Origin of the sequence: Pallidibacillus thermolactis, from assembly GCF_025660415.1 — a bacterium.
GTDB classification, from domain to species: Bacteria; Bacillota; Bacilli; order Bacillales; family Caldibacillaceae; genus Pallidibacillus; species Pallidibacillus thermolactis.
This window is the reverse complement of record NZ_JAOUSE010000044.1, coordinates 1-25,373: the sequence shown is the minus strand read 5'-3', so window position 1 is coordinate 25,373 and position 25,373 is coordinate 1. Positions and strand designations below refer to the sequence as shown.

At 35.2% G+C, this 25,373-nt stretch carries 20 protein-coding genes and 1 other annotated feature; of the genes, 4 read left to right on the top strand and 16 right to left on the bottom strand.

Features of this window, described 5'->3' with window-relative positions:
• Nucleotides 1-256 precede the first annotated feature (256 nt).
• The 13 genes from narI (OEV82_RS12455) to OEV82_RS12395 all read right to left on the bottom strand — a co-directional run bounded on the left by narI (OEV82_RS12455) (nt 257) and on the right by OEV82_RS12395 (nt 16,595).
• A complete protein-coding gene (gene narI, locus OEV82_RS12455) occupies nt 257-952 on the bottom strand; it encodes a respiratory nitrate reductase subunit gamma (RefSeq protein ID WP_263062078.1) in 696 nt (231 codons plus the stop codon).
• A 41-nt stretch (nt 953-993) separates the two neighbouring features.
• Nucleotides 994-1,587: a nitrate reductase molybdenum cofactor assembly chaperone gene (gene narJ / locus OEV82_RS12450; RefSeq protein WP_173662155.1), complete on the bottom strand. Its 594-nt coding sequence runs from the start codon at nt 1,585-1,587 to the stop codon at nt 994-996.
• The gene (gene narH, locus OEV82_RS12445; RefSeq protein WP_173662157.1) at nt 1,580-3,091 is read right to left on the bottom strand and encodes a nitrate reductase subunit beta; all 1,512 of its coding nucleotides are present in this window, start codon (nt 3,089-3,091) and stop codon (nt 1,580-1,582) included. The genes narJ (OEV82_RS12450) and narH (OEV82_RS12445) overlap by 8 nt, the downstream gene beginning before the upstream one ends.
• Nucleotides 3,081-6,761 carry a nitrate reductase subunit alpha gene (locus OEV82_RS12440; RefSeq protein ID WP_263062077.1) on the bottom strand — a complete coding sequence of 1,227 codons (3,681 nt, stop codon included), beginning with the start codon at nt 6,759-6,761 and terminating at the stop codon, nt 3,081-3,083. Before OEV82_RS12440 ends, narH (OEV82_RS12445) begins: the two co-directional genes overlap by 11 nt.
• On the bottom strand, nt 6,754-7,035 hold the full coding sequence (locus OEV82_RS12435) for a hypothetical protein (RefSeq protein ID WP_173661699.1): 282 nt from the start codon (nt 7,033-7,035) through the stop codon (nt 6,754-6,756). The genes OEV82_RS12440 and OEV82_RS12435 overlap by 8 nt, the downstream gene beginning before the upstream one ends.
• Nucleotides 7,036-7,163: 128 nt before the next feature.
• The gene (locus tag OEV82_RS12430) at nt 7,164-7,427 is read right to left on the bottom strand and encodes a hypothetical protein (RefSeq protein ID WP_263062076.1); all 264 of its coding nucleotides are present in this window, start codon (nt 7,425-7,427) and stop codon (nt 7,164-7,166) included.
• 18 nt (nt 7,428-7,445) lie between these two features.
• Nucleotides 7,446-7,862 (bottom strand): hemerythrin domain-containing protein, encoded by a 417-nt coding sequence (locus OEV82_RS12425; RefSeq protein ID WP_263062075.1) that lies wholly within the window; start codon nt 7,860-7,862, stop codon nt 7,446-7,448.
• A gap of 182 nt (nt 7,863-8,044) precedes the next feature.
• Nucleotides 8,045-8,344 (bottom strand): phospholipase, encoded by a 300-nt coding sequence (locus OEV82_RS12420; protein WP_263062073.1) that lies wholly within the window; start codon nt 8,342-8,344, stop codon nt 8,045-8,047.
• Nucleotides 8,345-8,575: 231 nt separating this feature from the next.
• Entirely contained in the window at nt 8,576-10,063 is a 1,488-nt protein-coding gene (locus tag OEV82_RS12415) for a tetratricopeptide repeat protein (RefSeq protein WP_263062072.1), read from the bottom strand.
• A 44-nt stretch (nt 10,064-10,107) separates the two neighbouring features.
• Complete coding sequence (gene narI, locus OEV82_RS12410; RefSeq protein ID WP_263062071.1) at nt 10,108-10,797, bottom strand: respiratory nitrate reductase subunit gamma; 690 nt, start codon at nt 10,795-10,797, stop codon at nt 10,108-10,110.
• 21 nt (nt 10,798-10,818) lie between these two features.
• Complete coding sequence (gene narJ, locus OEV82_RS12405; protein ID WP_263062070.1) at nt 10,819-11,376, bottom strand: nitrate reductase molybdenum cofactor assembly chaperone; 558 nt, start codon at nt 11,374-11,376, stop codon at nt 10,819-10,821.
• Nucleotides 11,377-11,449: 73 nt separating this feature from the next.
• A complete protein-coding gene (narH, locus tag OEV82_RS12400) occupies nt 11,450-12,922 on the bottom strand; it encodes a nitrate reductase subunit beta (RefSeq protein ID WP_263062069.1) in 1,473 nt (490 codons plus the stop codon).
• Complete coding sequence (locus OEV82_RS12395; protein WP_263062068.1) at nt 12,912-16,595, bottom strand: nitrate reductase subunit alpha; 3,684 nt, start codon at nt 16,593-16,595, stop codon at nt 12,912-12,914. Before OEV82_RS12395 ends, narH (OEV82_RS12400) begins: the two co-directional genes overlap by 11 nt.
• Nucleotides 16,596-16,876: 281 nt before the next feature.
• Here OEV82_RS12395 and OEV82_RS12390 point away from each other — a divergent pair, with 281 nt between their 5' ends.
• Nucleotides 16,877-18,058 (top strand): nitrate/nitrite transporter, encoded by a 1,182-nt coding sequence (locus OEV82_RS12390; RefSeq protein ID WP_263062067.1) that lies wholly within the window; start codon nt 16,877-16,879, stop codon nt 18,056-18,058.
• A 299-nt stretch (nt 18,059-18,357) separates the two neighbouring features.
• Nucleotides 18,358-18,765: a hypothetical protein gene (locus OEV82_RS12385; RefSeq protein ID WP_173657642.1), complete on the top strand. Its 408-nt coding sequence runs from the start codon at nt 18,358-18,360 to the stop codon at nt 18,763-18,765.
• Between the two features lie 256 nt (nt 18,766-19,021).
• Here the strand turns inward: OEV82_RS12385 and OEV82_RS12380 are convergent, their stop codons facing one another.
• Nucleotides 19,022-19,375, bottom strand: a complete 354-nt coding sequence (locus tag OEV82_RS12380; RefSeq protein ID WP_173657641.1) for an acylphosphatase — start codon at nt 19,373-19,375, stop codon at nt 19,022-19,024.
• Between the two features lie 759 nt (nt 19,376-20,134).
• Between OEV82_RS12380 and OEV82_RS12375 the strand changes: the two genes are divergently transcribed.
• Nucleotides 20,135-21,346, top strand: coding sequence for an MFS transporter (locus OEV82_RS12375; RefSeq protein ID WP_263062066.1), 1,212 nt, complete (start codon nt 20,135-20,137; stop codon nt 21,344-21,346).
• Nucleotides 21,347-21,724: 378 nt separating this feature from the next.
• Here OEV82_RS12375 and OEV82_RS12370 read toward each other — a convergent pair whose 3' ends face one another.
• Nucleotides 21,725-22,366, bottom strand: coding sequence for a hypothetical protein (locus tag OEV82_RS12370; RefSeq protein WP_263062065.1), 642 nt, complete (start codon nt 22,364-22,366; stop codon nt 21,725-21,727).
• 645 nt (nt 22,367-23,011) lie between these two features.
• Nucleotides 23,012-24,253 carry a C40 family peptidase gene (locus OEV82_RS12365; RefSeq protein ID WP_263062064.1) on the bottom strand — a complete coding sequence of 414 codons (1,242 nt, stop codon included), beginning with the start codon at nt 24,251-24,253 and terminating at the stop codon, nt 23,012-23,014.
• A 53-nt stretch (nt 24,254-24,306) separates the two neighbouring features.
• Nucleotides 24,307-24,533: a binding site (T-box leader), on the bottom strand.
• Nucleotides 24,534-24,616: 83 nt separating this feature from the next.
• Here OEV82_RS12365 and OEV82_RS16105 point away from each other — a divergent pair.
• Entirely contained in the window at nt 24,617-25,105 is a 489-nt protein-coding gene (locus OEV82_RS16105; RefSeq protein ID WP_317634318.1) for a tyrosine-type recombinase/integrase, read from the top strand.
• Nucleotides 25,106-25,373: the final 268 nt, after the last annotated feature.

Sequence of the window (25,373 nt, the reverse complement as noted above, 5' to 3'; positions counted from 1 at the left end):
CACAATCTCCTAAAATTTGTAGGTAATATCAAGCTGTTTTCAGGAAAATGTAAAAAGAGCGAATTGAGAAATACAAGGATTTCTCAATTTCGCTCTTTTTTTGGGGACTTATTGGACAGCCCCTTTTTTTATAATGGGGTAAACAGCGAGGATACCCTCTTTGAAAAATATTGAAGAAATCTAATCAAAAAAAAGAGATAGATGTAAATTTCTTCATTACTCTATCCCTCTAAACACTACAATTTGGTCATTACGCTTACGTTCTTTCTTTTCGAAAATTTATCCTCGAACGGTATTGAATTGGCGGTCGATTTACATAGCGAATCGGAAAACTAAAAATATGAACAAGACGTGTGAAAGGGATGGAAGCAAATAAAGCAAAGGCTGAAAGTACATGAACTTTAAAGATAAATGGAACATCGACCATTAAATCATACTTAGGTTGAAGAAAAAATAAACTGCGAAACCATGGTCCAATGGTTGTCCGATATTCATAAGCTACAACGGTTAAATTATAAACGATCGTCATATATGTTCCCGTAACAGCGACAAATAGAACCGCTAACAATGAAAAATAGTCAGCAAAGGTAGCTTTTATACGAACGGGATCAATCGTCATTTTCCGAATAAGTAAAATGACGAGACCGACAACAACCATCATCCCTGCCAAACCTCCACCAAAGATGGCACCGTAATGATACAGATGGTCACTAATTCCTAACGCTTCATACACACCAATTGGAATGAGGATTCCCATTATATGGCCAATAAAGGCAAAAATAATCCCATAATGAAATAAAGGAGAGCCAATTCGCAACCATTTTTTTTCTAAAAAGTTTGTTGAAGGGGCTGCCCAAGTCAACTGTCGAAAAGCATAACGATAAAGTAGTCCAACGACCATAATGGTTAATGTAACATAAGGAAATACAACCCACCAAAAAATATCTGCCATACACATCGCTCCTTCATTTGAGAATCCGTGCTGCCCAAAATTTACTTATACATAATCGGATATGGTAACTCTTCTAAGTCTGCTTCTTCTCTTCCTAGTTCCAACTGTTTAACCTCTTCTGCAGTAGGAGTTGTAAAAACATACTTCATCAACATTTTAAAAATCCCAGCATACGGATTGTTTTTATTTAAGTTTTCCAAAATATAGGTTAGGACTACCGACAGTCTTCTTTTTAATCGTTCCAATTCTACATGTTTTGGAGCAACAGTTAAAAACTCTAATAACATCGGGATATAATCGACTAACTCATCAGTATTTCTTTCAAATCCTGCTTGATTAATCATTTTTTGCAGCTTTACTAAGGCTGCCCCTCGGCGATTACTATCACCGAGTTCATGGGCAGTTAAATATAGGTTAATTTTTGATTTTAAATCAAATGTCTCCACATATAGTTCTTGAATCTCTCGAATGGTAAATCGGAATAAGGGTAAGAATGCTTCTTTTATTTCGTTATCCCCTTCAAAAACATTTTCAATGATCTCTTGAAAGTCTGGTTTCATGTTTAAAAGTTCAACAGTCGGATAATCTAAACAGCGCGAAGCCATAACCAAAATGGCTTTTTGTTTTTTATTCATAGTTTTCTCTCACCTTCATCATGCCAAATCGAGGATTCATTCCTTCTTGAGGTGCTAATTCCTCTAGGCTACAAGCCCCCTGTTGATAGTCGAGATCATCATGCATGTCTCTACGCCCCGTTGGAATCACATACCGTTCATGATATTTAGCTACACCTAGAAGTCTTGCCATTTCTACCACTTCCTCTGGTGTTGTTTCTGCTTGTTTCAACAGTTCACTTTGACGAAATTCGTCTACACCCCCAACCGTTTTCCCCCGCATAAACACACGCATTGCTGATAATTTTAATAATACTTTTCTAACTACTTTCGTATCATCCGCAGCAAGTAGCGATGCTAAATATTCAATCGGTATGCGCATTTGATCTACAGCAGGGATATAACCATCCGTATTTAATTCGTCTTCATTTGTAATATGATTCATGATAGGGCTTAGTGGCGGCACATACCAAACCATTGGTAATGTCCGATATTCTGGATGCAATGGTAACGCAATTTTCCACTTCATTGCTAATTTATATACTGGAGACTCCATTGCAGCCTTTAACCATGCCTCGTTAATGCCTGCATTCCTTGCTTTTTCTTGTACTTCCGGATCAAATGGATCTAAAAAACAAGAGAGTTGTGCTTCATATAAGTCTTTTGGATCCTCAACAGATGCTGCTTCTTTTACCTTATCTGCATCATATAATACGACTCCAATATAACGAATTCTTCCAACACATGTTTCTGAACAAATGGTTGGTAATCCAGCCTCTGTTCGCGGATAACAAAAATTACATTTTTCCGCTTTATGAGTGTTCCAGTTATAATACACTTTATGATATGGACAACCGTTTTGACAGAAGCGCCAGCCTCGACATGCGTCATGGTCAACCAACACAATCCCATCTTCATCACGCTTATACAATGCCCCTGTTGGACATGATGCAACACAAGATGGATTTAAACAATGTTCACAAATCCGTGGCAAATACATCATGAACGTTTTTTCATATTCCAATTTAATATGTTCTTGTATTTTTTCTACATTGGGGTCCTTGGACACAATAGCACTACCACCTGCCAAATCATCATCCCAGTTAGACCCCCATTCAGGTTTATCAATATATTTCCCAGTCACTTGAGATACAGGTCTTGCGACAGGCAAATGATCTGTTTTTGGACTATGGATTAAATGATCGTAGTCATAAGTCCACGGCTCATAAAAATCTTCCATTTCTGCCATATCCGGATTGTAAAAGATTTTCGCTAGTTTTGAAATTGGACCACCAGCGCGTAGCTTCAATTTTCCATCTTCTAATATCCAACCACCTTTATAGCGGCTCGTATCTTCCCATCGTTTTGGGTACCCAACACCTGGCCGTGTTTCAACATTATTAAACCACATATATTCTGTTCCCGGCCTATTCGTCCATGTGTTTTTACAAGTAACCGAACAAGTATGACAGCCGATACATTTATCAAGATGCATTACCATTGCAACTTGCGCTTTAATTCTCAAGCCAATCAACCTCCTCCAATGGTCTAATGACAGCAAATGTATCCCGTTGATGACCCGTTGGACCATAGTAATTAAAACCATACGTGAGTTGTGCATAGCCGCCGATCATATGGGTTGGCTTTAGCGTTATACGTGTCATACTGTTATGAGTACCACCACGTTTTTTGTTTATCGCTGTTCCAGGCACCCCCATCGTTCGGTCTTGTGCATGATACATATAGACCATTCCTTTTGGTATTCGATAGGTTAAAACGGCTCGAGCTGCAACAACACCATTTCGGTTATACACTTCAATAAAGTCGTTATCTTTTATGCCTATTGCTGCGCCGTCTTCTTCATTCATCCAAACAACTTGCCAACCTCGAAATAGTTGGACCATTGGTGTCGCTTCAGTAAACATTGTATGAATTCCCCATTTTTGATGAGGGGTTAAGTAACGAACAATAATCGATTTTCCCGTGTTCTTGACTCCTATTTCTTTCTTTAAAAACGGCAACTTTGTAAGTGGCGGTATATACAATGGTAATCCTTCACCAAAATCTAAAATCATCTCATGGTCCAAATAAAAACTTTGACGACCTGTAAGCGTATGCCACGGAAGTTTATACTCGGTATTTACCGTAAATGGTGAATATCGTCTTCCATCCTTTTCCATTCCACTCCAAACAGGTGTGGAAATGGAAGTACGTGGTTGAACTGTAATCGCATCTAATGTGTAATCTTCTTCTTCACGAGGAGCTGCGATTTCCGTTAATTTTTTCCCAGTTTTTTCTTCTAAGGACTTCCAACCTTCCACTGCCCGTTTTCCATTTGTTGCACCAGACATTAACAAAATTGCATTAATCGCTTGTTTATCGGTGTAAAGGTCTGGATTTCCCTTACTAATACCTTCACGTTTATTCACACCAATTCGATCCTTTAATTCTTCAAATATTTTTTCTCCTGGAATTTTTACGCCTTTTCCACCATATCCTTTTTTCAATGAAGGACCGATGGAAGTCATTTTCTGATAAACATTCGGATAGTCTCTTTCGACAATTTCTAGGTGTGGCATGGTTTTTCCTGGGATTGGTTCAACTTCCCCTTTCCGCCAATCTTTAATCTTACCGCGTGGTTGCGCCATATGATCTGGTGTATCGTGGGCAAGGGGACGGGTTAACAATTCTTCTGTAGCTGGAAGATATTTTGCTGCTAACTCAGAAAATACTTTTCCAATCTCGCGAAATGCATCCCAGTCACTTTTCGCTTGCCATGGTGGACTGATTGCTGGATTGAATGGATGGATAAACGGATGCATATCGGTACTTGATAAATCATGTTTTTCATACCATGTCGCTGCCGGTAATACAATATCTGAAAATAAACCAGTACTTGTCATACGAAAATCCAAGTTAACTAGTAAATCGAGCTTTCCTTCTGGCGGGACTTCTGAAATATTAATTGACTCTGGCTGCCATGACTTTTCCATTTCCGCCATAACTTGATGATCAGCACCAACTAAGTGCTTTGCAAAATATTCATGTCCTTTTCCACTATCACCAATTAAATTGGAGCGCCATACAAAAAGAACCTTCGGAAAATTTCGCGAGTCATCTGGGTTCTCAATGGCCCATTCAATTTCACCGGATTTCATTTTCTTTACTACTTCGTTAATAATTTCCTTTTCATCAGTAATACCAGCTGCTTTAATTTCCTTTACAATATCGATGGAATTTTGGCTAAACTGCGGATAAGATGGTAACCAACCAAGTCGAGCAGAAAGAGCATTCACATCTGCCGGATGCATCTTGCTATACTTTCCACCCCAAGGCGAGTTATCCCTATTTACTTCACCTTCATAACGAAACTGTTCTGTCGCAAAGTAAAAAAAGGAGGTTCCATTTTGCAAGCGAGGCGGCACGCCCCAATCATTGGCAAAGGCTATAACACTCCAACCTTCTGACGGTCGAACCTTTTCTTGACCAACATAATGGGCCCATCCTCCACCATTTACACCTTGTGATCCCGTTAAAAGTATTAAGTTTAAAATGGAACGGTAAATCTGATCACTATGATACCAATGGTTTGTTCCACCACCTAGGGCAATCATGGATTTTCCTTTTGTTCGAGCTGCATTATCGGCAAATTCCTTCGCTACTTGAATCACATGATTTCGATTAACACCGGTAATGCTTTCTTGCCAAGCTGGTGTATAAGGTTTTGGATCATCATAATCCTTTGGATAGTCTCCTGGTAGACCACGGTCAATCCCGACATGGGCCATCATTAAATCATAAACGGTTGTTACTTTTAACTTATTTCCGTGTATATCTTTAATATATTTTACAGGGACACCACGCTTAATCACGCCACCATCTTCTTCTGCAAAATATGGGAATGTCACTTGTACAACTTCATCTGCTTCATCAAGAAAACTTAACTGAGGATCAATTTGTGAACCATCATTTTTTGTTAAGTCTAAGTTCCATTTCCCACTATCATCCCAGCGAAACCCTTCACTGCCATTTGGGATTTCTAACGATTTTGTATTCTCATCCCACACTACCGTTTTCCATTCACCAAGTTTTACAGTATCATCAATATCATTTGCTCTTAAGAACGTATCACTACGTACTTCATTATTCTGTTCTTTTAAAACCACCAGAAAAGGAAGGTCGGTAAATTGTTTCACATAATTAATGAAGTAAGGAATTTGTTGTTTAACATAAAATTCTTTTAAAATGACATGGGTCATTGCCATAGCTAAAGCACCATCTGTCCCTGCACGAGCAGGCAGCCATAAATCAGCAAATTTCTCGTATTCTGCATAGTCCGGACTGACGCCAACTACTTTCGTTCCGTTATATCTCGCTTCTACCATAAAATGAGCATCAGGTGTTCTTGTTTGCGGTAAGTTCGTTCCCCAAATGATAAAATACTTTGCATTATACCAATCCGCACTTTCCGGTACATCGGTCTGATCGCCCCAAACTTGTGGGGATGCAGGTGGTAAGTCAGCATACCAATCATAAAAACTTAAAATTGTTCCACCAAGCAATGAAATAAACCTTGATCCAGCAGAATAACTAACCATTGACATGGCTGGAATTGGACTAAAACCAATAATCCGATCCGGCCCATATTGTTTAATAGTAAAAATAATAGAAGCAGCAATGATTTCACAAACGTCTTTCCACTCTACTCGAACAAAACCACCTTTTCCCCTTGACTTTACATATTGCTTTCTTTTCTCAGGATCTGTAACAATGTTTTCCCAAGCTTGAACGGGATTATGACCTTGTTTTCTTTCCGCTTCCCATAATTCAAATAAATCTCCACGAATGTATGGAAACTTTACTCGGGCTGGACTGTATGTATACCAAGAAAAGCTTGCCCCTCTTGGACAGCCACGTGGCTCATACTCTGGAAAATCATCACCAGTTGACGGATAATCGGTTTGTTGAGTTTCTGAAGTGATAATTCCATCTTTAACGTAAATCTTCCAACTACAAGAACCAGTACAGTTGACGCCATGGGTAGAACGAACAATTTTATCATGTGCCCATCGTCTACGATAAATCTCCTCTGTATCTCGCGACCGTCTGCTTTCTTCTGTCCAACCTTGATTAATTACCTTTCCTCTTTTTATATGCTTTAATGATTCGAAAAGCTTATTTTTCATTCTAGCCATTTTCAATGCTCCCTTCATTTATCATATCAATGGGGTTAAAACGTTCACCCACGAGTTTGAAGCTTTTTTCATCAGCTTCCAATTCTTCAAGAAAAACTTTTAAAGATGGTGCATTCGCAGCGACTAAAATTAAACGTTCTAATCTTTCCAACTCACTAATGTTATAAACGGCTTCAATAATACCGGGAGCAATATCTCCAAAACGGATCTTTAGGACATACAATAAATCTTCACGGTCTTGAACCAGTGCTGCTTCATTTTCAAACAAAAACACGAAAGCAACCTCCTCTGAAATTCGGATAAGTCAAAAAAGCCATCCCAACATAGAAAGCCGTAGATATTAATGTCTACAGCTTGGTAAATTATGGTGTCATCATTTTAAAATAGTCATCGATTAATACTTCACGACAAGCCTTTCCAAATTTTATGTATGAATTTGTTAAACTCTTCACTCGATCGCTCAATAGGATTTGACAGAAATTCCTTTTTTTGATGGTGAAAATATTGTCCAAAACGGATAATTACTTCGACTCCGTTTTCTTTCTGTATCGCATCAGCTTGAATATCATAGGAATGAATACAAAATTTTTCTTCCAACTCTTCGACGATCCAACGATAAAGATTCGGATATACGATTTGTAATGATTGAATTTTTTTTTGACTCAATTTTCTCACCACTTAAGCTTAATGATCTGGTAATAACTTTTCTTCTTGTAGATTGTGAAAGTGATCAACATGCACGAGCGTATAAAAAAGTTCTAATATTTCTTCAGTGAATCCTTCCGTTTCTAATATTTGTCTAATTTTCTTAACTAGAAAACGCATCATATTGTGATCACGTATAAGGGCAGTAATTTCATCCTTTAAATTTGGATTTTCATCCAATAGATCCTTATATAACCCTTCCTCCTCAGCAGCTGCATGCTGTAATGTCCTCGTTTCCCAATGTTCAACAATGATGTATGCCACTTCAATAGCTTTATCAAATCTTTTTGCACGAGCGAGTTTAGCAACCAGACGATTTAATTCCCTTGCTTCATTAAGGGCTGCTTCATGAATGGCAGCATGACTATCTACGTGTTTTAATCCAGGTCCAGACATATCAAGTACCTCCTTTATGACATGGAGCTCCAACACTTGAATTTTTTTTACAATTATTCCTATTTATTTACACAAATTTTATCGTTTATACTATTAATTTACTTCTTCCTGTCTTAAATAAATAAACAAAGATAAAGATAATGAGTCCATAAAAAAACAGGTAGATTCATCCACCTGTTTGCTTAGCGAAATAAACAGTTAATTCTCCTTTGAATTCGCATATAATTTAACATTAATCTTGCATGTCTTCCTTCAACTGTATATGGGTTTTGCAAACGACTTAGCCGTTCTATAAAGAGACTATCACAGTAGCAATAATCCCCCGTTCTCTGGTAACAAAGATCATGTTCTCGACAAGCAGCATCTACGGCATTAATCGGTGCACCAGGTCCACTACACCCAGGTCCACACCAATTATACCCTGGAAAAATACAAAAACGTGGCCCTCTCCTTCTTTGCGGTCCTCTCCTTCTTTTATACAAGATTGTTATACACCTCATTTTTACAAATACAGATTTATTATAAATTATGTTGTTTTAAAAACTTTGCATAGTTATATGACCAACAAAAAATGAAATATTCATATTTTTAAAGAGCCCCATTCATGAGGCTAAATCTTTAACGAATATCTTGCGCACCACAAACTTGAGCTTGTACCCAAAAAAACATGAGCACTAAAAATGAATATAGACTGTTTTCCAATAGTCTGCTTATCACATTTTCTTTACTTGCATGTTTTGTAATTTTACTAATTTATCTTCATAAATCTTTTGTTTATTACGCTTCTTATATCTACGATAAAAATCAATTAAAGCTGCTAACCCTTCTTCTAAAAGTTCTACACTTTTTACTTTGGATAGAATTTCAAATCCCTGCTCATAGAATTGCTCAGCCTTTTTCAGATCAGGTCTCACTAGATTTTCATAGCAATAGCCTATTCGCATGTAAGTTAACCCTTTTTCTTCTCGACAACTTGTTGACATGAGTTGATTATAGATTATTCGGGCTTGCTCATAATAATTTAATGCCGTTTCAAACTGTTTTTGCTGTAAAAAGTTAAAGGCTAATGCTTGCAACGTATCCGCATAGCTTTTTGAAACTTTATGTCCCGTTTGTTCTAAACCTTGTAAAAATTTTGTATACATTTGAAATGCTTGTTCATATTTCTTTTCTAAAGAATAAATTTTACCTAATCCGTATAAAAATTGCATCCGAATATTCGCAAATGATTCAGAAATCGGTAACCCCTTTTCTAAATATAATTTAGCTTTATCTAGCTCATTCATTTTAATCGATATCATGCCAATTTTTGAGTAAATAAAAACAATCATCGCTTGATTATGTCGATCTTGTTTTTCAATTACTTGACATGCTTTTTTATAATAATTGATCGCGCGTGGATAGTTGGCTATATTTTCGTCTATTTCGCCAAGCATTAAATAAGCTTTTAAAATATACTTTTGGGCTTGTTCACCCAATTCTTGAAAGATGTTTAAAGCTTTCATAATGTTACTTCGTGCTTGTTTTAAATCTTTATAATAATCAATCTCACCAATTCGAAGTAAGATCAAAGCTTCACCAAATTTGTCTTCTGCATCAATCTTCTTATTTAGTATATTTTCATAAAGGGATAATGCCTGATCATACTTTTCAAGCTCTATATAAGCATTTGACATAACCTGAATTAATTCAATAAAAATGGGATGCTCTTCTGGAAGTTTCTTACGAAAATAGTCCAATGCTTTTTCTAATTGAGCAATGCCACCTGGATAATTTTCCTCTTCAAAAAATAACTTTCCTAACGCTTTATAAGTTAAGCCATATGCAATAAAATCCTCTGGGCTATGGCGATCAAGCCAATTTAATAGATTAGCAGAGTATATGCGAGCCTTTTTGTATTGTTTATATTCAGTTTCAAGGGCAATATACTCTAAATACGTTTGAATAATCACATTTGCATGAGCATCATCAATTAAAAAAACAGAATTTAACGCCTCACGAAAATATCCTGCCGAACGATCATAGTTTCGGATTGATTTAAAATATGAGCCAAGAACAGACTGGGCTTGAAACTTCAGATTTATATCTATGCTACGATCAGATACATAGTGTTCTATTTTTCTTACAATAGTTTTTTGTCTATCCTCTTGATCAAGATTACGTAACTGATGAATGAGTGCTATCAAGTTTTCTTGGTTCATCTTCGATTTCACCTGCCTTTTTTGTGAGTTTCCGCTAGCTCTTATTATGCATGCTCTTTCACACGTTTTTTATATATGACATAACTTCGACTTAAATAACGAATTGGGAAACTAAAGGCATGGACCAACCTTGTAAATGGCCACACAATATATAAGAAAAAAGTAGCTAGCATATGAATCTTAAACCAAATTGGTACTTTAGCCATCAGTTCAGGCTGGATTTGGAAAGTAAAAATGCTTCTAAACCAGGGTGCAATCGTGGTTCGATAGTCAAAACCATGGGAATCAATATTGAACGATGTGGCAATAAACCCTGTTCCAACAGCAAGTAAAATTGCAAAAAGTGCTACCCAATCACTAGGTGATGTAGTCACTTTAATCCGCTTGACAGTTAATCGGCGATGGCAAAGTATGATAAGTCCCAATGTAGCCACAATTCCTGCCGGAAACCCAAGAGCAATAGCAATAATGTGATACGTATGTTCCGTTATTCCTAAAAAATTATATACATCAACAGGAATGAGAATGCCGGCTACATGTCCAGCTAAAACAAAAATGATCCCCCAATGGAATAAAAGTGAGCCTATTCCCAACTTTCTTTTTTCTAAAAATTCACTTGATTTCGTCGTCCAGCCAAATTGATCTTTTTGGTATCGATAAATAAGCCCACCAAGAAATATAGTAAAGACGATATAAGGTAAAATTCCCCACAAAAATAACTCAAATCCGTTCATTTTATACACCTCCTAATTTTATTACCCATGAACTTCTTGTAACGAATCACTCTTGTCGATTCCGTTTTGTTCCATTGTCAATAGTAAAGCTTGCAGAAGAACAGCATATATACTTTCATTTTCTTTTAATCTACTTTGAATTTCTTCTATTGCTGCAAAATGCATTTGTAAAAGTTCATTACTAACATCTTTGGAAACATTCCCGCAAAATTCAAGCATCAGTGGCAAATAGTCCGGAAGTTCTTCATCTGTCATTTCAAAACCATGATCTTTGTAAAACAGTTTCAGTTTTAATAATTCAAGACCACGTTCCCGCTGTTCACAAAGTTTTAAATGTGTTACATAAAGATTTGTTATTTTCCCAAAATCAAAGTTCTCAATATAGTTTTCTATTATGTCGTCTTTCGATATGGACTCTATACTATTAATAAATGTATGGAAAAGTTGTTGAACTTGTTTATTTTGAATGGTATATATTTCACTTTTAATCTCTTGCAATATGTTAAACCACTCATCATCTGGATACTGTAATAGAATTGAAATGAACTGATAGATTCTCGGATCAAAAACATTGCTCATCTTATCACTCCCTTTATTTAGGACCTAAGAATTTGACTTAGGTCCCGTAATATAATTATCATGTGCATATCATTTATGAAAGAACACCACATCCACCAGGACCACCGGCAAAGTCTAAACCACATGCACCTTGATCGGAGTACATGTCATGTACTTCCTCTTTATGACTTTTCGGAATAACGAAGCGGTCTTCATATTTAGCAATGGCAAGTAAGCGATACATTTCTTTTATACTTTGTTCTGTTAAACCAAGTTCATCGATAATTTCTCTGTCAAAGGATTGCCCTGTTGTTACTGCACGCATATAACTTCTCATGACTGCCATTTTTTTCAAAACTGCTCGAATATGATTGGTATCACCTGCTGTGAGAAGGTTTGCCAAATACTCGATCGGAATTCGCATCTCATCAATCGCAGGAAAAATATCATACCAGTCGGCATTACTTCCTTTTCCCTCAATCGTATTCATAATTGGAGAAAGTGGTGGAATATACCAAACCATCGGCATTGTACGATATTCAGGATGGAGCGGTAGCGCAATTTTCCAATCGATAATCATTTTATATATTGGCGATTTTTGTGCTGCTTCTATCCAATCCATTGGAATTCCGTCAGCTAATGCTGCTTTCATTACTTCTGGATCATTCGGATCTAAAAAGATACCAAGTTGTGCATGATAAAGTTCTTTTTCATTTTCAACTGACGCTGCTTCAATAACTTTATCTGCATCATACAACATTATTCCGATGTAACGAATTCGACCGACACACGTTTCAGAACAAATTGTAGGTTGTCCGTTTTCGATTCTTGGGAAACAAAGTGTGCATTTTTCCGCTTTATTTGTTTTCCAGTTAAAATACACCTTTTTATATGGGCAACTTGTTACACAATGTCTCCAAGCCCGGCAAGCATTTTGGTCAACTAAAACAATTCCATCTTCATCTCGTTTATACATCGCACCAGAAGGACAAGAAGACACACATGGCGCATTGATACAATGTTCACAAATCCGTGGTAAATACATCATAAACACATCTTCAAATTCGGTTTTGATCGATTCCTCCATTTGTACAACATTTGGATCTCGTAACCCTGTAATATGTCCACCCGCCAAGTCATCTTCCCAGTTTGGTCCCCATTCAAGGTCTATAAATTCACCTGTAATTTGCGATTTTGCTCGGGCAACTGGTTGATATTGTTTTTCTGGACTTTCTGTTAATGTTTCATAGTCGTAAGTCCATGGCTCATAATAGTCATCTAATTCAGGTTGATTTGGATTGTAAAATAAATTGAATATTCGGTTAACTTTGGAACCGGATTTCAACACAAGTTCACCATCTTTTAATTCCCAACCGCCTTTATATTTTTCTTGGTCCTCCCATTGTTTTGGATAACCGATCCCCGGCTTAGTTTCAACGTTATTCCAATACATATATTCCGCGCCTGGTCTGTTTGTCCACGTATTTTTACATGTTACACTACAGGTGTGACACCCTATACATTTATCAAGGTTCATCACCATACCTACTTGAGCTTTAACCTTCAAGCCAGTCTACCTCCTTCAATTTTCGAATCACAACGTTTAAATCCCGTTGATTTCCAGTTGGACCATAATAATTAAATCCATAACTTAATTGCGCATAACCACCAATCATATGGGTCGGCTTAATATGAATTCGAGTTGGACTATTATGTGTACCACCACGGTTTTCCGTTAATTTGGTTCCTGGAACATGAATATGTCTGTCCTGTGCATGGTGCATAAAAGCAACACTTCGAGGAATTCTATGGGTAACAACAGCCCGTGCCACAACAACACCATTTCTGTTGAAACATTCGATCCAATCGTTATCCTCTACACCAATTTCAGCCGCATCATCTTTATTTAGCCAAATCGTTGGTCCGCCTCTGAAGAGCGTTAACATAGGTTGTGAATCAAAGTACATACTATGTATTGACCATTTATTATGCGGTGTTAAATAGTTTAATATAATTTCTTTTCCTTCTACATCTGGTCGGTTAGAACGAAAAGGCTTATGATTTAAAATTGGTTTATAGATTGCTAGCGACTCTCCAAATTCTTTCATCATTTCATGATCAACGAAAAAGGATTGTCTGCCGGTAATTGTACGGTAAGGGACCATCCGTTCAACATTCGTTGTAAATGGTGAATATCTTCTACCATCTTTTTCAGATCCACTGAAAACTGGAGATGTAATAACTGTTTGCGGTTGAGCAGTTATTTTATCAAAAGTAATAAGATCGCCTTCACGGTCTTCCGCTAAGTCTTTTAATTCTAGATTTGTTTGTTTTTCTAACGATTTCCAAGCACGAACAGCTATTTTTCCATTCGTTGTTGATGATAATGTGAGCACTACTTCACATGCATTCCTTGCATCACGAATATCTGGACAACCGTCAACCATTGTTCCGTTTTGAATCGTACCGAGTCTTTTCTTTAATGATTCATATTCTTGTTCAACCATCCAATTAATTCCATGTGCACCTAAAGGTTGTTTCACGACATTCGGTCCAAGCGCAATCATCTTATTGTAAATTTGTTTGTAATCCCGTTCGACAACATGGATTTGAGGCATTGTCTTACCAGGGATTGGTTCACATTCCCCTTTTGACCAATCTTTCACAAGTCCTAATGGTTGTGCCATTTCACCTTTTGTATCATGTTGCAAAGGAGTTGCAACAACTTCTTTTACAGGTTCTAAATTAAGTTCTGTTGCAAGTTTAGAAACACCTTTTGCAATCTTTTGAAAAACTTCCCAATCTGACTTTGCTTCCCATGGGGAGGCAATCGCTGGATTAAATGGATGGACAAAAGGATGCATATCTGTACTTGAAAGATCATATTTCTCATACCAAGTCGCTGCCGGTAAAATGACATCAGAATATAAAGCTGTTCCTGACATTCGGAAATCTAAGTCGACTAATAAATCGATTTTTCCTTCCGGAGCTTTTTCCCGCCATTTAATTTCTTCAGGGCGAAGACTATCTTTATCAGAGTTCAATAGGCCATTCTTTGTTCCTAATAAATATTTCAAGAAATACTCATGACCTTTACCAGAACTTGAAATTAAATTTGCTCGCCATACGAATAGTGTCCGAGGAAAATTAACCGGATTATCTGGATCTTCAATTGCAAATTGCAATTCTTTTTCTTTCAACTGTTTGGCAATATAATTTCCAATTTCTTCTGTTGTTTCATACCCTTTTGCAACCGCCTCTTTATATAATTCAATGCCGTTACGGTTAAAGGTTGGATAGGATGGTAACCAGCCTAGTCTTGCAGCTAAAACATTGTAATCGGCTGGGTGATTGTATCTTGCCTTACCTACTGTAGGGCTAACTAAATCATTGATCGCAGTTTCTTCAAAACGCCATTGGTCTGTTGTAAAATAGAAAAAAGATGTGCCATTTTGTAACTTTGGAGGACCACCCCAATCTTTTGCCATTGCAATTGTACTCCATCCTTCAACAGGACGAAGTTTTTCTTGTCCGACATAATGAGCCCAGCCTCCTCCATTCACTCCTTGGGCACCGACGAACAGTACAAGATTTATAATTGCTCGATAAATCGTATCAGAGTTATACCAATGGTTTACACCAGCACCGATAATAATCATCGAACGCCCTTTTGTATCGATGGCATTTTGGGCAAATTCACGGGCAATTTTAATAACAAGATTACGATCAACTCCCGTAATATCTTCTTGCCATGCCGGAGTGAAAGGAGTTTTATCATCATAGGAATGGGCTGCTTCTCCACCAAGTCCACGATTAATACCATAGTTTGCTAACATTAAATCATAGACTGTTGTCACATATCTTATTTTTCCATTGATTTCAATCTTTTTTACCGGGATATTTCTTTTTAGGATCCGGCTTCCATTTTCATCAAAATATGGCATATTCACCGTCATTATTTCATCTTCCATACCTAGAAAACTTAATACAGGTTCTATCTTTTCTTCGGTATTTTCATCAACTAAATGTAAATTCCATTTTCCATTATTATCCCAGCGTGAACCCATGGTTCCTTGAGGAATCGAAAATCCATTGATATGTTTGTTAAACATCGCCGGTTTCCATTCTGCATGTTCAGATTCAATACCAAGGTCCTGTGCATTAAGGAAACGATCAGCGGTTAACGTACCGTTTTCTTCTTTTATAAGAACAGAAAATGGAAAATCGGTATATTTCTTTGCATATTCTTCGAAGTATTTCGTTTTACTTTGATGATAATATTCATTTAATATTACATGACCCATTGCCATTGCTAATGCACCATCGGTACCTTGCCGAACTGATAGCCAATCATCTGCAAATCTTGTCGATTCTGCGTAGTCAGGACTTATAGAAATAACTTTCGTTCCTCTATAACGAGCTTCAACTAAAAAGTGAGCGTCCGGTGTCCGAGTTAGTGGCACATTAGATCCCCAAGTCATAATATAGCTAGAATTAAACCAGTCAGAGCTTTCTGGAACATCAGTTTGATCACCCCAGATTTGTGGTGATGCAGGTGGTAAATCAGCATACCAATCATAGAAACTAAGCATCGGACCACCCATTAAGTGCATAAAACGACTTCCAGAGGCATAACTAATCATTGACATTGCAGGTATAGGTGAAAAACCAACATTTCGGTCTGGTCCATATTTTAACGTTGTATAAAGCATTGCTGCTGCAATTAATTGTGTGACTTCTTCCCAGCTTGCACGAACGAGTCCACCTTTTCCTCGTGCTTGTTTATAACGTTTGGCTTTTTCTGGATCCTCCACAATCGATTTCCAAGCATCTAGAGGAGTATCATGCGTTGCCAATGCTTCCTTCCACATATCAAGGAGTTTTTTCCGAACATATGGATATTTCACACGCAAAGGACTATAAATATACCAAGAGAAGCTCGCCCCTCTTGCACATCCTCTCGGTTCAAATTCAGGCATATCTGGACCGGTTGTTGGATAGTTTAGTTGCTGTCCTTCCCAAGTTACAATTCCCTCTTTTACGTAAATATCCCAACTACATGAACCAGTACAGTTCACTCCATGGGTAGAACGGACAACTTTATCATGTTGCCATCTTCTTCGGTAAACATTTTCCCATTCACGTTTTCCTTGTTGTAATTGACTATGATTGTTTGAATATTTCTCTATAGGCTTTAAATACTTAAAACGTTGCAAAAGTGGAGATGATTTCTTTTTCATCTTTTAACCTCCCATTCAACTTACTATCACTTTCTAATCCCATTTAAGCACCACAAAATTTTTACCGTTGTGAATTACATCACACCTTGAAAGTTTGAAACTACATAAAATGATTTAAGTTCAAAACTTTGTTAAAAAGTTCATGAATTGTTCTAAATTTATGTGATGTTTTTCGCATAGTAAAGAATTTTTATCAGATAATCTATCAGTAACAACAAGTTCATAGGCTTTGAAGATTAAAAATTTGAAAAATGTATGACATTTATAAAGGAGGATATTATATGCAAAAACCATCTGTTCAATTGGGATTACAAACATCTAGCTTAATTACTGGCTTTATGATTTGGGTTCTCATTTCATCCCTTATGGTTCACATTCGGGCAGATATTACTTTAACGGAAAGTCAAGTATCGCTAATTACAGCTATCCCCGTTATTTTAGGATCTCTTTTACGTATCCCAATCGGTTTTTACGCCGATCGTTTTGGTTCTAGAACTTTATTTATTGCAAGTTTTATCATTATTCTTTTTCCAGTGTTTTACATTAGTGTTGCAAATTCCTTTATTGACTTACTCATTGGTGGATTAATCCTTGGTGTTAGTGGTGCTGTATTCTCCATTGGTGTGACGTCACTCCCAAAATACTATCCGAAGGAAAAACATGGTTTTATAAACGGAATTTATGGTGTTGGGAATATAGGAACAGCCATTACTACTTTCGGAGCACCAATCATTGCAGAAGCAATTGGTTGGAGGGGCGCAGTACGTCTTTATTTACTATTAATTCTTATTTTTATCGGTTTAAACCTGATTTTAGGAGACAGAAAAGAGAAGAAAGTCAAAGTTTCTATGGGTGACCAAATCAAGGGGGTATATCGTAATTCTACATTATGGGCATTAAGTTTATTTTATTTTATCACCTTTGGTGCCTTTGTTGCCTTTACAATGTTTTTACCAAATTTTCTAGTTAATCATTTTAATCTAGACTCAGTTGATGCGGGAATACGAACAGCCGTCTTTATTGTCATTGCGACAGCCCTTCGTCCTGTTGGCGGTTGGTTAGGAGATAAATTTAATTCCTTTATTATTCTAATATTTACATTTGGATCCGTTACATTATCAGCTATTATCTTAGCATTTTCACCAAATATCACATGGTTTACAATCGGTGCACTCTGTGTGGGAGTATTTGTTGGTATTGGTAATGGAACTGTATTTAAACTTGTTCCGCTCTATTTCTCAAGACAAGCTGGTGTTGTAAATGGAATCGTATCTGCGATGGGGGGATTAGGGGGATTTTTCCCACCACTTGTACTGACATTTGTTCATAACATAACAGGACAATATTCAATAGCGTTTATGGCACTTTCAGAAATCGCACTTGCATGCTTAATTATCGTTGTTTGGATGTACTTTCAAGAAAAAGAAACCAATCGTAAACAGATGACAAGTCAATCTGCTTAAAACTTATCGAAAACCTTAATTAGAGCCATTGATCCTTCATTCAATGGCTTTATTTTTAAAGAACATAATACCATGCATACAAAAATAATATGAATCAAATATATTCCTTGATTATTCGTAAACCATTAGTAACAGATCTGTCAATTTTCATTTTGTTAATTGGATAAGTTGACGATATAATAAATACATGCATACAAATTGTGTAAAGCAAAAAAGTATTGGAGGGGTTTACCATTAAACAATGGATTATAGCAATTTTGTTCCTGTTTGTAATAATTTTCACAGCTGGTTGTAACATTATGTTCTCAGAAAAAGAATACACTGAAGAAGAGAAAAAACTTATGGCAGAGGCTAAAGAAGTCATAAAAGAATTTAACTATTCATTATATATGGCTGAATCAGAAGAAGAATTAAGAAAATCCATTCAAAATACATGGATTGACGCTGATAACGTATACGACTCCATTATTGATACGTATCATGAAGCAAAAGCAAGGGATTTTAAAGATATGGAGATAGACATATCTGAAGAACTTTTTGTAGCAAACGAAGATATGAGCCGATTTACATATACTGCGAAAGTTGATATTACATTAACAGATAAAGATGAAGATCCTTATCATTATGATCATAAAAACGAATATCAGTTTAAAAAAACAGAGGATGGCAAATATAAATTAGAAAAAATTGGAAAAAAAGATGATTAATTAATCAAAACCGGCCCCTTTATAGATGACAAGTTGAACAATATCTATATCGGGGCTTCAATTATTTTTTATATAAACTACTTTCAATGAAACGATCTCCTAAAAATCCTTCATAAATAATTTTAAGAAATTCTTAAATATAACCATTAAAAACCATAGGAATCTACATAAAACGCCTGTTTTTCCTTTTCTAAACATTATTCATTCATTATGCAAAGTAGAGTCCTTTCTATAAGTTTCTACTCGTGATTGTATTCTACCATAAAATTGTAAATTCTTTTTCACGAGGACTAATGTGTATGTTTAAGATTTTACATTCCTCTACATTCGCACGTTTCAAAGATTTCATTGATTTGATAACAAAATCTACCTTTGCTTCTTCCCCTTGCAGTTCTGCCTCCACATTTCCATCAGGTAGATTTTTAACCCAACCGGTCAAATTTACTCTTTGAGCAAGAGTATACATTTCCATCCGAAACCCTACATTTTGTACTTCTCCTATAAAAACAACTTTTTTTCGAACTAAATTGCTTGAAGGAAAATCCGGAATGTCAATACTGTTTGCATGAGAAATAACATATTTGTTTAATAACTTTTTTAATATTTTCATACTACCCCTCTCCTATTTTTATAATACTTTTACCATTGTAAAATAACTACTATCAGGAAGATAATCTTTAATTTCTCCTACAACTCAATAACCTTTACATTCAAAAAAAGAACGGGATTGAAATTCAAAGTAGTAAGCAGAGCTTTATTTATACTTATCTTCTACATCTTCTGCTCGGCATCCCCTATACCAATTCCTCAATATGCTTCACAAATCAAAATGTAATGATTCCAACCATCTCCCAATAAATTTCTGTACTCAACTCACCTATCTAATTACCACCTTCATCTGACAAGATCATATTTATTGGCTTTACAACTCCTTTTTCCCGTGCTTTTTTATGATAGATCACTGTTCATTAATAAATTCTTTCATTTTCTTACGTAAAAACGAGAAAATTATTCATTAAACTTTATGAAAATTCCCAGATAATATTTCACTTCTCATCACTATTATAAATTAAGATGGACTTAACTTAGTAAAGCTACCTCGTCAGTTTTTAATAAATTCTAATCTTTCTAAAGTATTAGATGTTCATTTTTCTTAAAATATAATATTCTGTTTATTTAGACTATATATTTCATTATAATAGAAAAGTAGTTCTTTAATATAGAATTTTTAAGTAAATTGAGATAGAAATGTTTTGAATATATCCCCCATAATGATGGTTTCACTTTATACGAAAGGAGCAAAATTAATGAGCAGTCTAATTTAAAAATCCCCTAAGATAAAAATCAATTCATAATTGGGGGATATAAAATGAAATTGAATACAAATTTTTCTTTACTACTTCTAGGCCAATCTCTCGCTGATATTGGCGATGTATTATATACGGTCAGTGTTATAAGTACAGTATTTGTTTTAACTGGTTCTGTATCTGTATCATCGTTCGTGCCATTTACGATTACTGCTTCAATGTTTATCTCCAGTCTGTTAACACCTATTTTGGTTGGAAAAGTAAATCTAAAATGGTTATTGGCTGGATCACAAATTGGAAAAACTACTTTGCTTATTATTCTAGGATTTATGTTTAATGGATTAACAAAATCAAATTATTATTTAATCTTTATATTAATAGGATTGATTGCTCTTCTTGATGGATGTGCAAATCCAATAAGACAGACATTGATTCCGCATTATGTTAAACACGAATTTCTAATTCAAGCTAACGGAATAGCAGAAACTGTTACACAGATCATACAATCTGTTATGTGGTTCGTAGGAAGTATATTTCTAATTTTTATGAGTCCTCAACAACTTGTTTGGTTAGTTGGAGGTTTATTTGTAATCGCAAGTGTTATACTTTGTCTTTTAGAAAATGTAAAACACAAAACAACTGAACCTAAAAGGAAACTAGAGCAGATTAAAGAGGGATGGATCACTTTATCTAACACTACAGTATTAAGAAAAATTGCTTTGATAGACTGTTTCGAAACAATCGCAGGAACTGTTTGGATTGCTGCTATTTTATATGTGTTTGTAAGTGATGCTTTAAATGTTGATGAAAAATGGTGGGGTTTTATTAATGGTTCATACTTTATAGGTTTGATATTTGGAAGTATTTATTGTATTAAATGTTCTTCTTTTATCGAGGAGAAATTAGGTACTTTTATTTTTATCGGCTCATTAGCAATTTCCTTAGCCACAATACTGTTTAGTCTTAACAGAATTCCGATGATAGCGTTACTTTTATCGCTTGTAGTGGGACTATTTGGTCAAATAAAAAATATTCCACAACAAACCATAATACAAACCAGTGTAACAAAAGGAAAGTTGGCTACCCTTTATACCACATCAGGTGCCATTGTAACTGGAATCTTTGGTATTAGTTCTCTACTTATGGGAATATTGGCAGACTTATTAGGAATAAGAGCAGTATTCATAATCTCAGGTCTATTACTTGCATTAGTAAGTGCAATTGTCCATAGAAATAAATATTTGTTTGTTACAAAAGTTAAGCAACAAGAATAAGATGGAAGAAGGGCTGTCCAATAATTCATAACAAGCGGATTTTTGAAGGCAACTCCAGCGGAATCAGCAAAACTTTGTGCCGAAAACGATAGCGTCAGATACACGAGCAGAATTAAGTGGTTGGAGAAGCCGTACCACTGAATGCACTCCGCCAACTTCTCTTTCAATGATCCCCAAAAACTTTCTGGACAGCCCTTCTTTCCTTAATGTGCTAGTTTTTCAAAAAATTTTATTGAATTGTAATTACGAGAAATCTTCTGATGGTTATTCAGACAATTGTCATATAGGAAGAAATTTCTAACTACAAGATTAAGTAAGATAAGGTAAAAAACATTTACAAAAAAAGAGTCTCCGAAGTCAACTGGAGACTATATACACTTAATCTAAATATATTTTACCTCTATATTTAATGGTTTGGATATTGGCCAATTCAATATTTTTTCTTTTACTTCCTAAATAAAGAATGCCTGATTCCTCAAATATGGAATTGTTCATTTGGATCTCTTCTCCATCTTTTAATATGGCCCAAACTTTTTTAGCTTCTTTTAAGTCATGTTGTAGTAGATTTTTGATTTTCATTATCTTATCTGAGGAATTATCCTGATATTTTATTGTATTCACAGTCTGAGGAGAAATAGATTGAGAATTATCTTTTCTCATAGATTCTTTATTTTGAATTGATGATGGTGAAGAGGTTTGATTATCTTTCAGAGAAATCCTTGTGGATGTTTGGTATTGTTCTTTCTCAACATATTTGGTTCTTAAACCAATGAACTTATTCCCATTTTCAATGTAAACTGTATCTTTTTCAGGGGAATAAATGGCAAACTCTCTCTTATTACCATCACCATTTTTTATATATAAAGAGATCTTTTGACTACCTCTTTTATAAATAATCATTTTACGTTTTGTTATATTGGAGTTATGGAGTTCTTTCAGTTTTAATTTAAAAATACCAGTTTGATAACCGTCTTTTAAAAACTTAACAAACTCTTTTTCATTCTCTACAATAATTGTCATTTGATTGTCCCCTTTTTTACCTTTTTTGGGCCTATTATGATGGCAATATCACGTTGTCATCATACAATTTGCATTTTATTATATTTTTCTTTAAAAAACCACCGCTGAGAAATATTCTTAGTTTTTTATATTGTTAAAACAGTTCATAAAAAACTTCCATAAAGTGAAAAAAACTAGGTTTATGAATGGATCATACCGGGCTTATACCTGACCTGCCAGTGTGGTTTGGCAATAAGACAAGTCATAAAAGCTTAGTAACATTTTAAATGTAATGTCACACACCAGAATAAAACAAAATCAGGTCGTTATTTTACATACTCCCAAAAAAAGACCGTTTTACACGGTCAATTGTTAATTTTAAGAATAAGGATAAGTGGGCTAATAACTATTATTTTTACCTTACCATTATTATGATTAGTCAAATCATCTCTATCATTCGGACACCCACTTCGGGTATTTACGTCTTATAAGATTTTGTTAATTCTATTCAACCTCTGCCATAGAAGTTGTTCTTTTTTCTCGTAATGATCATTTCACTCTTTTAACCCCCTATACTTTCAAATTATTTTATAGAGAAATACCCAAAGATAGAATTAATTTCTGCCCTACCTGAATCTTTATAAATGAATTTCTCGCATATAAATTTTAATAAAAACGTTTATAACTATCGAAGTGCTGGCTCCAATAGGAATTATTTAAACTAACAATTTTAACTCCTCCACTACTGGTTGCTGAAATAAACTCATTGTTTCCTAGATATATTCCTACATGGGAAATCCCCTTCTTATATGTATCTTTAAAAAAGACAAGATCACCAAGTTGAGGACTTGTCACATAATAAGAACGATTAAAGTATCCTTCTGCATTGAAACGTCCGATATTAAGTCCTGCTTGTTGATATACATAATAAATATAACCACTGCAATCGAAACCAGCAGGGGAAGAACCACCCCATACATATGGAACACCAATAAAGTTTTTTGCAATTTCAATTAATTTATTTACATTATAACTTGTTCCTATATTATCCTGTGGTGTAGAAGAGGAATTGTTACTTGTCGAGTTACCACCAACAATCTTTAAACTTTGCCCAACATAAATCGTATCTGAACTAAGATTATTCCATTTTTTCAAATTAGCGACGGATACACTAAATGTATTTGCTATTTTCCATAAAGAATCTCCGGCCCGAACAGTATATGTACGATTTGTACCGCTTGTATTGTTATTGTTCTTACTATTTGAACCGTTATTAGAAGGCGTTTGATTTGTCTTTTTAACTACTAAAACATCGCCAGGATAGATTAATGTCGTTTGTAACTTATTCCAATCCATTAATTCCTTTAACGTTATTCCATGTTTGTAAGCAATTTCGCTTAATGTATCCCCACTTTTAACGGTATAAGTTGTTGATTTATTCGTCTTACCTCCTTGGTTATTATTTTCATTTGTCTTATTATTTGTACCTTTACTATCACTAGGTTCTTTAATACTTAATACGTCACCTGGAAAAATCAAGGAAGAAGTTAAGTTATTCCACTGCATTAACTTTTGCACAGAGATTTTATATTTTGCGGCTATTGAACTTAAAGTATCGTCTTTAACGACTGTATAAGTGGAAATCTGAGTTGAGGAATGTTGAGTTGAATGATCTGAGTTTGTTGATGCGTTTGTCATTAAAACTTGATTCGGAAAAATTAAATGAGAGGAAAGGTTATTGATTTTTTTTAAATCAGAAACGGTTGTGTTATATTTCTGAGCAATTGTCCACAGGGTGTCTCCAGCCTTTACCTTATAAGATTCTGCTTCAGCCTCATTATTCATTAATAGTAACGTTGCTAATGCTGCTGTTGTTGTCAGAGAAACTTTCACTTTTTTACTAGTCATATTATCCCTCCTAGGCATAAAATTTATATAAAAAAGTCCCTACTGGTTTAACCAGTAGGGACGAATGACCGCGGTGCCACCCTATTTGCAGGTAAAAATTACCTACCACTCTATTGATAACGGTTATTACCGTCTTTCACTTTTTTATTAGACTTTATATAAAAAAGAAAAGATGCTAGAAGGATGTTATTCGTGCTTATCTTTGGACTGATTCACACTAACCATCAGCTCTCTGTACCAGGGAGATAAGTCACTACTTAGTCCTCATTGTCGCGTTTTATTATTTCACTATTTTAAATTATTATATATTTATAACTTTAAAGATTCAACTGTTTTGTTTGATTTTTTGTAATTTTTTGTTAAATATTAATACTCCTTAGTTCAATTTTACACTTATCAATTAGTAAAAACTTTTTTAATAAATGCTTAGTAATTTATCCGATCCCAAAATACACTCAAGACACCCGATATAGGTGTTTTTTTGCATTTTTTTGGATAATTAGTTCTTCAAATATTTTCTCCTCAACATTTTCGCTTTCTAATATATGCTTAGTTTCTATTATATTCTCTTCCTTAAATTCAAGGTTTTCCAGGACTCATAATTTCAAAGATCCCGACCATATATTAAGGGAACTTAAACGTTATATACAAAAAGCTGATGTACCTAACTGTACTATCCACGATTTAAGGCATCTTCACGCAACATTACTTTTGAAATACCAAGTGAATCCAAAAGTGGTTTCAGAAAGGCTTGGACATAGTCGAGTAGGAATTATATATGCTCACGTTACCTTCCATTCACACGACGAAGCATCCTTACGTTTGGAACAATCCTTTTTTAATAAAACATAGAGTTACATATATAGAAAAAATATGTTAAATAAATTAAATGGATCAATGCAAAAAATACTGTATGTGTATAGTTTGTGCATAGTAGAATAAATTAGATAAATTTAATCACCTTACAAAACAAAAGAACCCTTGTATACCAAGGGTTCTCAGACTGTCGACAAACCCCAACTCAAATGCTTCATTTGAGTTGGGATTTGTCTTTTTTTGCTCATCATTTTCTAAGATTCTTATCTTATTTAGGCTGGACATGGTCTTTTCCATGTCCAGT

What these genes read in the sequence shown, in the direction of transcription:
- OEV82_RS12395 (WP_263062068.1), bottom strand. Translation starts at nt 16,595, where the DNA reads ATGAAAAAGAAATCATCTCCACTTTTGCAACGTTTTAAGTATTTAAAG.
- OEV82_RS12425 (WP_263062075.1), bottom strand. Translation starts at nt 7,862, where the DNA reads ATGTCTGGACCTGGATTAAAACACGTAGATAGTCATGCTGCCATTCAT.
- OEV82_RS12375 (WP_263062066.1), top strand. Translation starts at nt 20,135, where the DNA reads ATGAAATTGAATACAAATTTTTCTTTACTACTTCTAGGCCAATCTCTC.
- OEV82_RS12415 (WP_263062072.1), bottom strand. Translation starts at nt 10,063, where the DNA reads ATGAACCAAGAAAACTTGATAGCACTCATTCATCAGTTACGTAATCTT.
- OEV82_RS12365 (WP_263062064.1), bottom strand. Translation starts at nt 24,253, where the DNA reads ATGACTAGTAAAAAAGTGAAAGTTTCTCTGACAACAACAGCAGCATTA.
- OEV82_RS12370 (WP_263062065.1), bottom strand. Translation starts at nt 22,366, where the DNA reads ATGACAATTATTGTAGAGAATGAAAAAGAGTTTGTTAAGTTTTTAAAA.
- narI (WP_263062078.1), bottom strand. Translation starts at nt 952, where the DNA reads ATGGCAGATATTTTTTGGTGGGTTGTATTTCCTTATGTTACATTAACC.
- OEV82_RS12440 (WP_263062077.1), bottom strand. Translation starts at nt 6,761, where the DNA reads ATGGCTAGAATGAAAAATAAGCTTTTCGAATCATTAAAGCATATAAAA.
- narJ (WP_173662155.1), bottom strand. Translation starts at nt 1,587, where the DNA reads ATGAATAAAAAACAAAAAGCCATTTTGGTTATGGCTTCGCGCTGTTTA.
- narJ (WP_263062070.1), bottom strand. Translation starts at nt 11,376, where the DNA reads ATGAGCAATGTTTTTGATCCGAGAATCTATCAGTTCATTTCAATTCTA.
- OEV82_RS12385 (WP_173657642.1), top strand. Translation starts at nt 18,358, where the DNA reads ATGTTCTCAGAAAAAGAATACACTGAAGAAGAGAAAAAACTTATGGCA.
- OEV82_RS12380 (WP_173657641.1), bottom strand. Translation starts at nt 19,375, where the DNA reads ATGAAAATATTAAAAAAGTTATTAAACAAATATGTTATTTCTCATGCA.
- OEV82_RS12390 (WP_263062067.1), top strand. Translation starts at nt 16,877, where the DNA reads ATGCAAAAACCATCTGTTCAATTGGGATTACAAACATCTAGCTTAATT.
- narI (WP_263062071.1), bottom strand. Translation starts at nt 10,797, where the DNA reads ATGAACGGATTTGAGTTATTTTTGTGGGGAATTTTACCTTATATCGTC.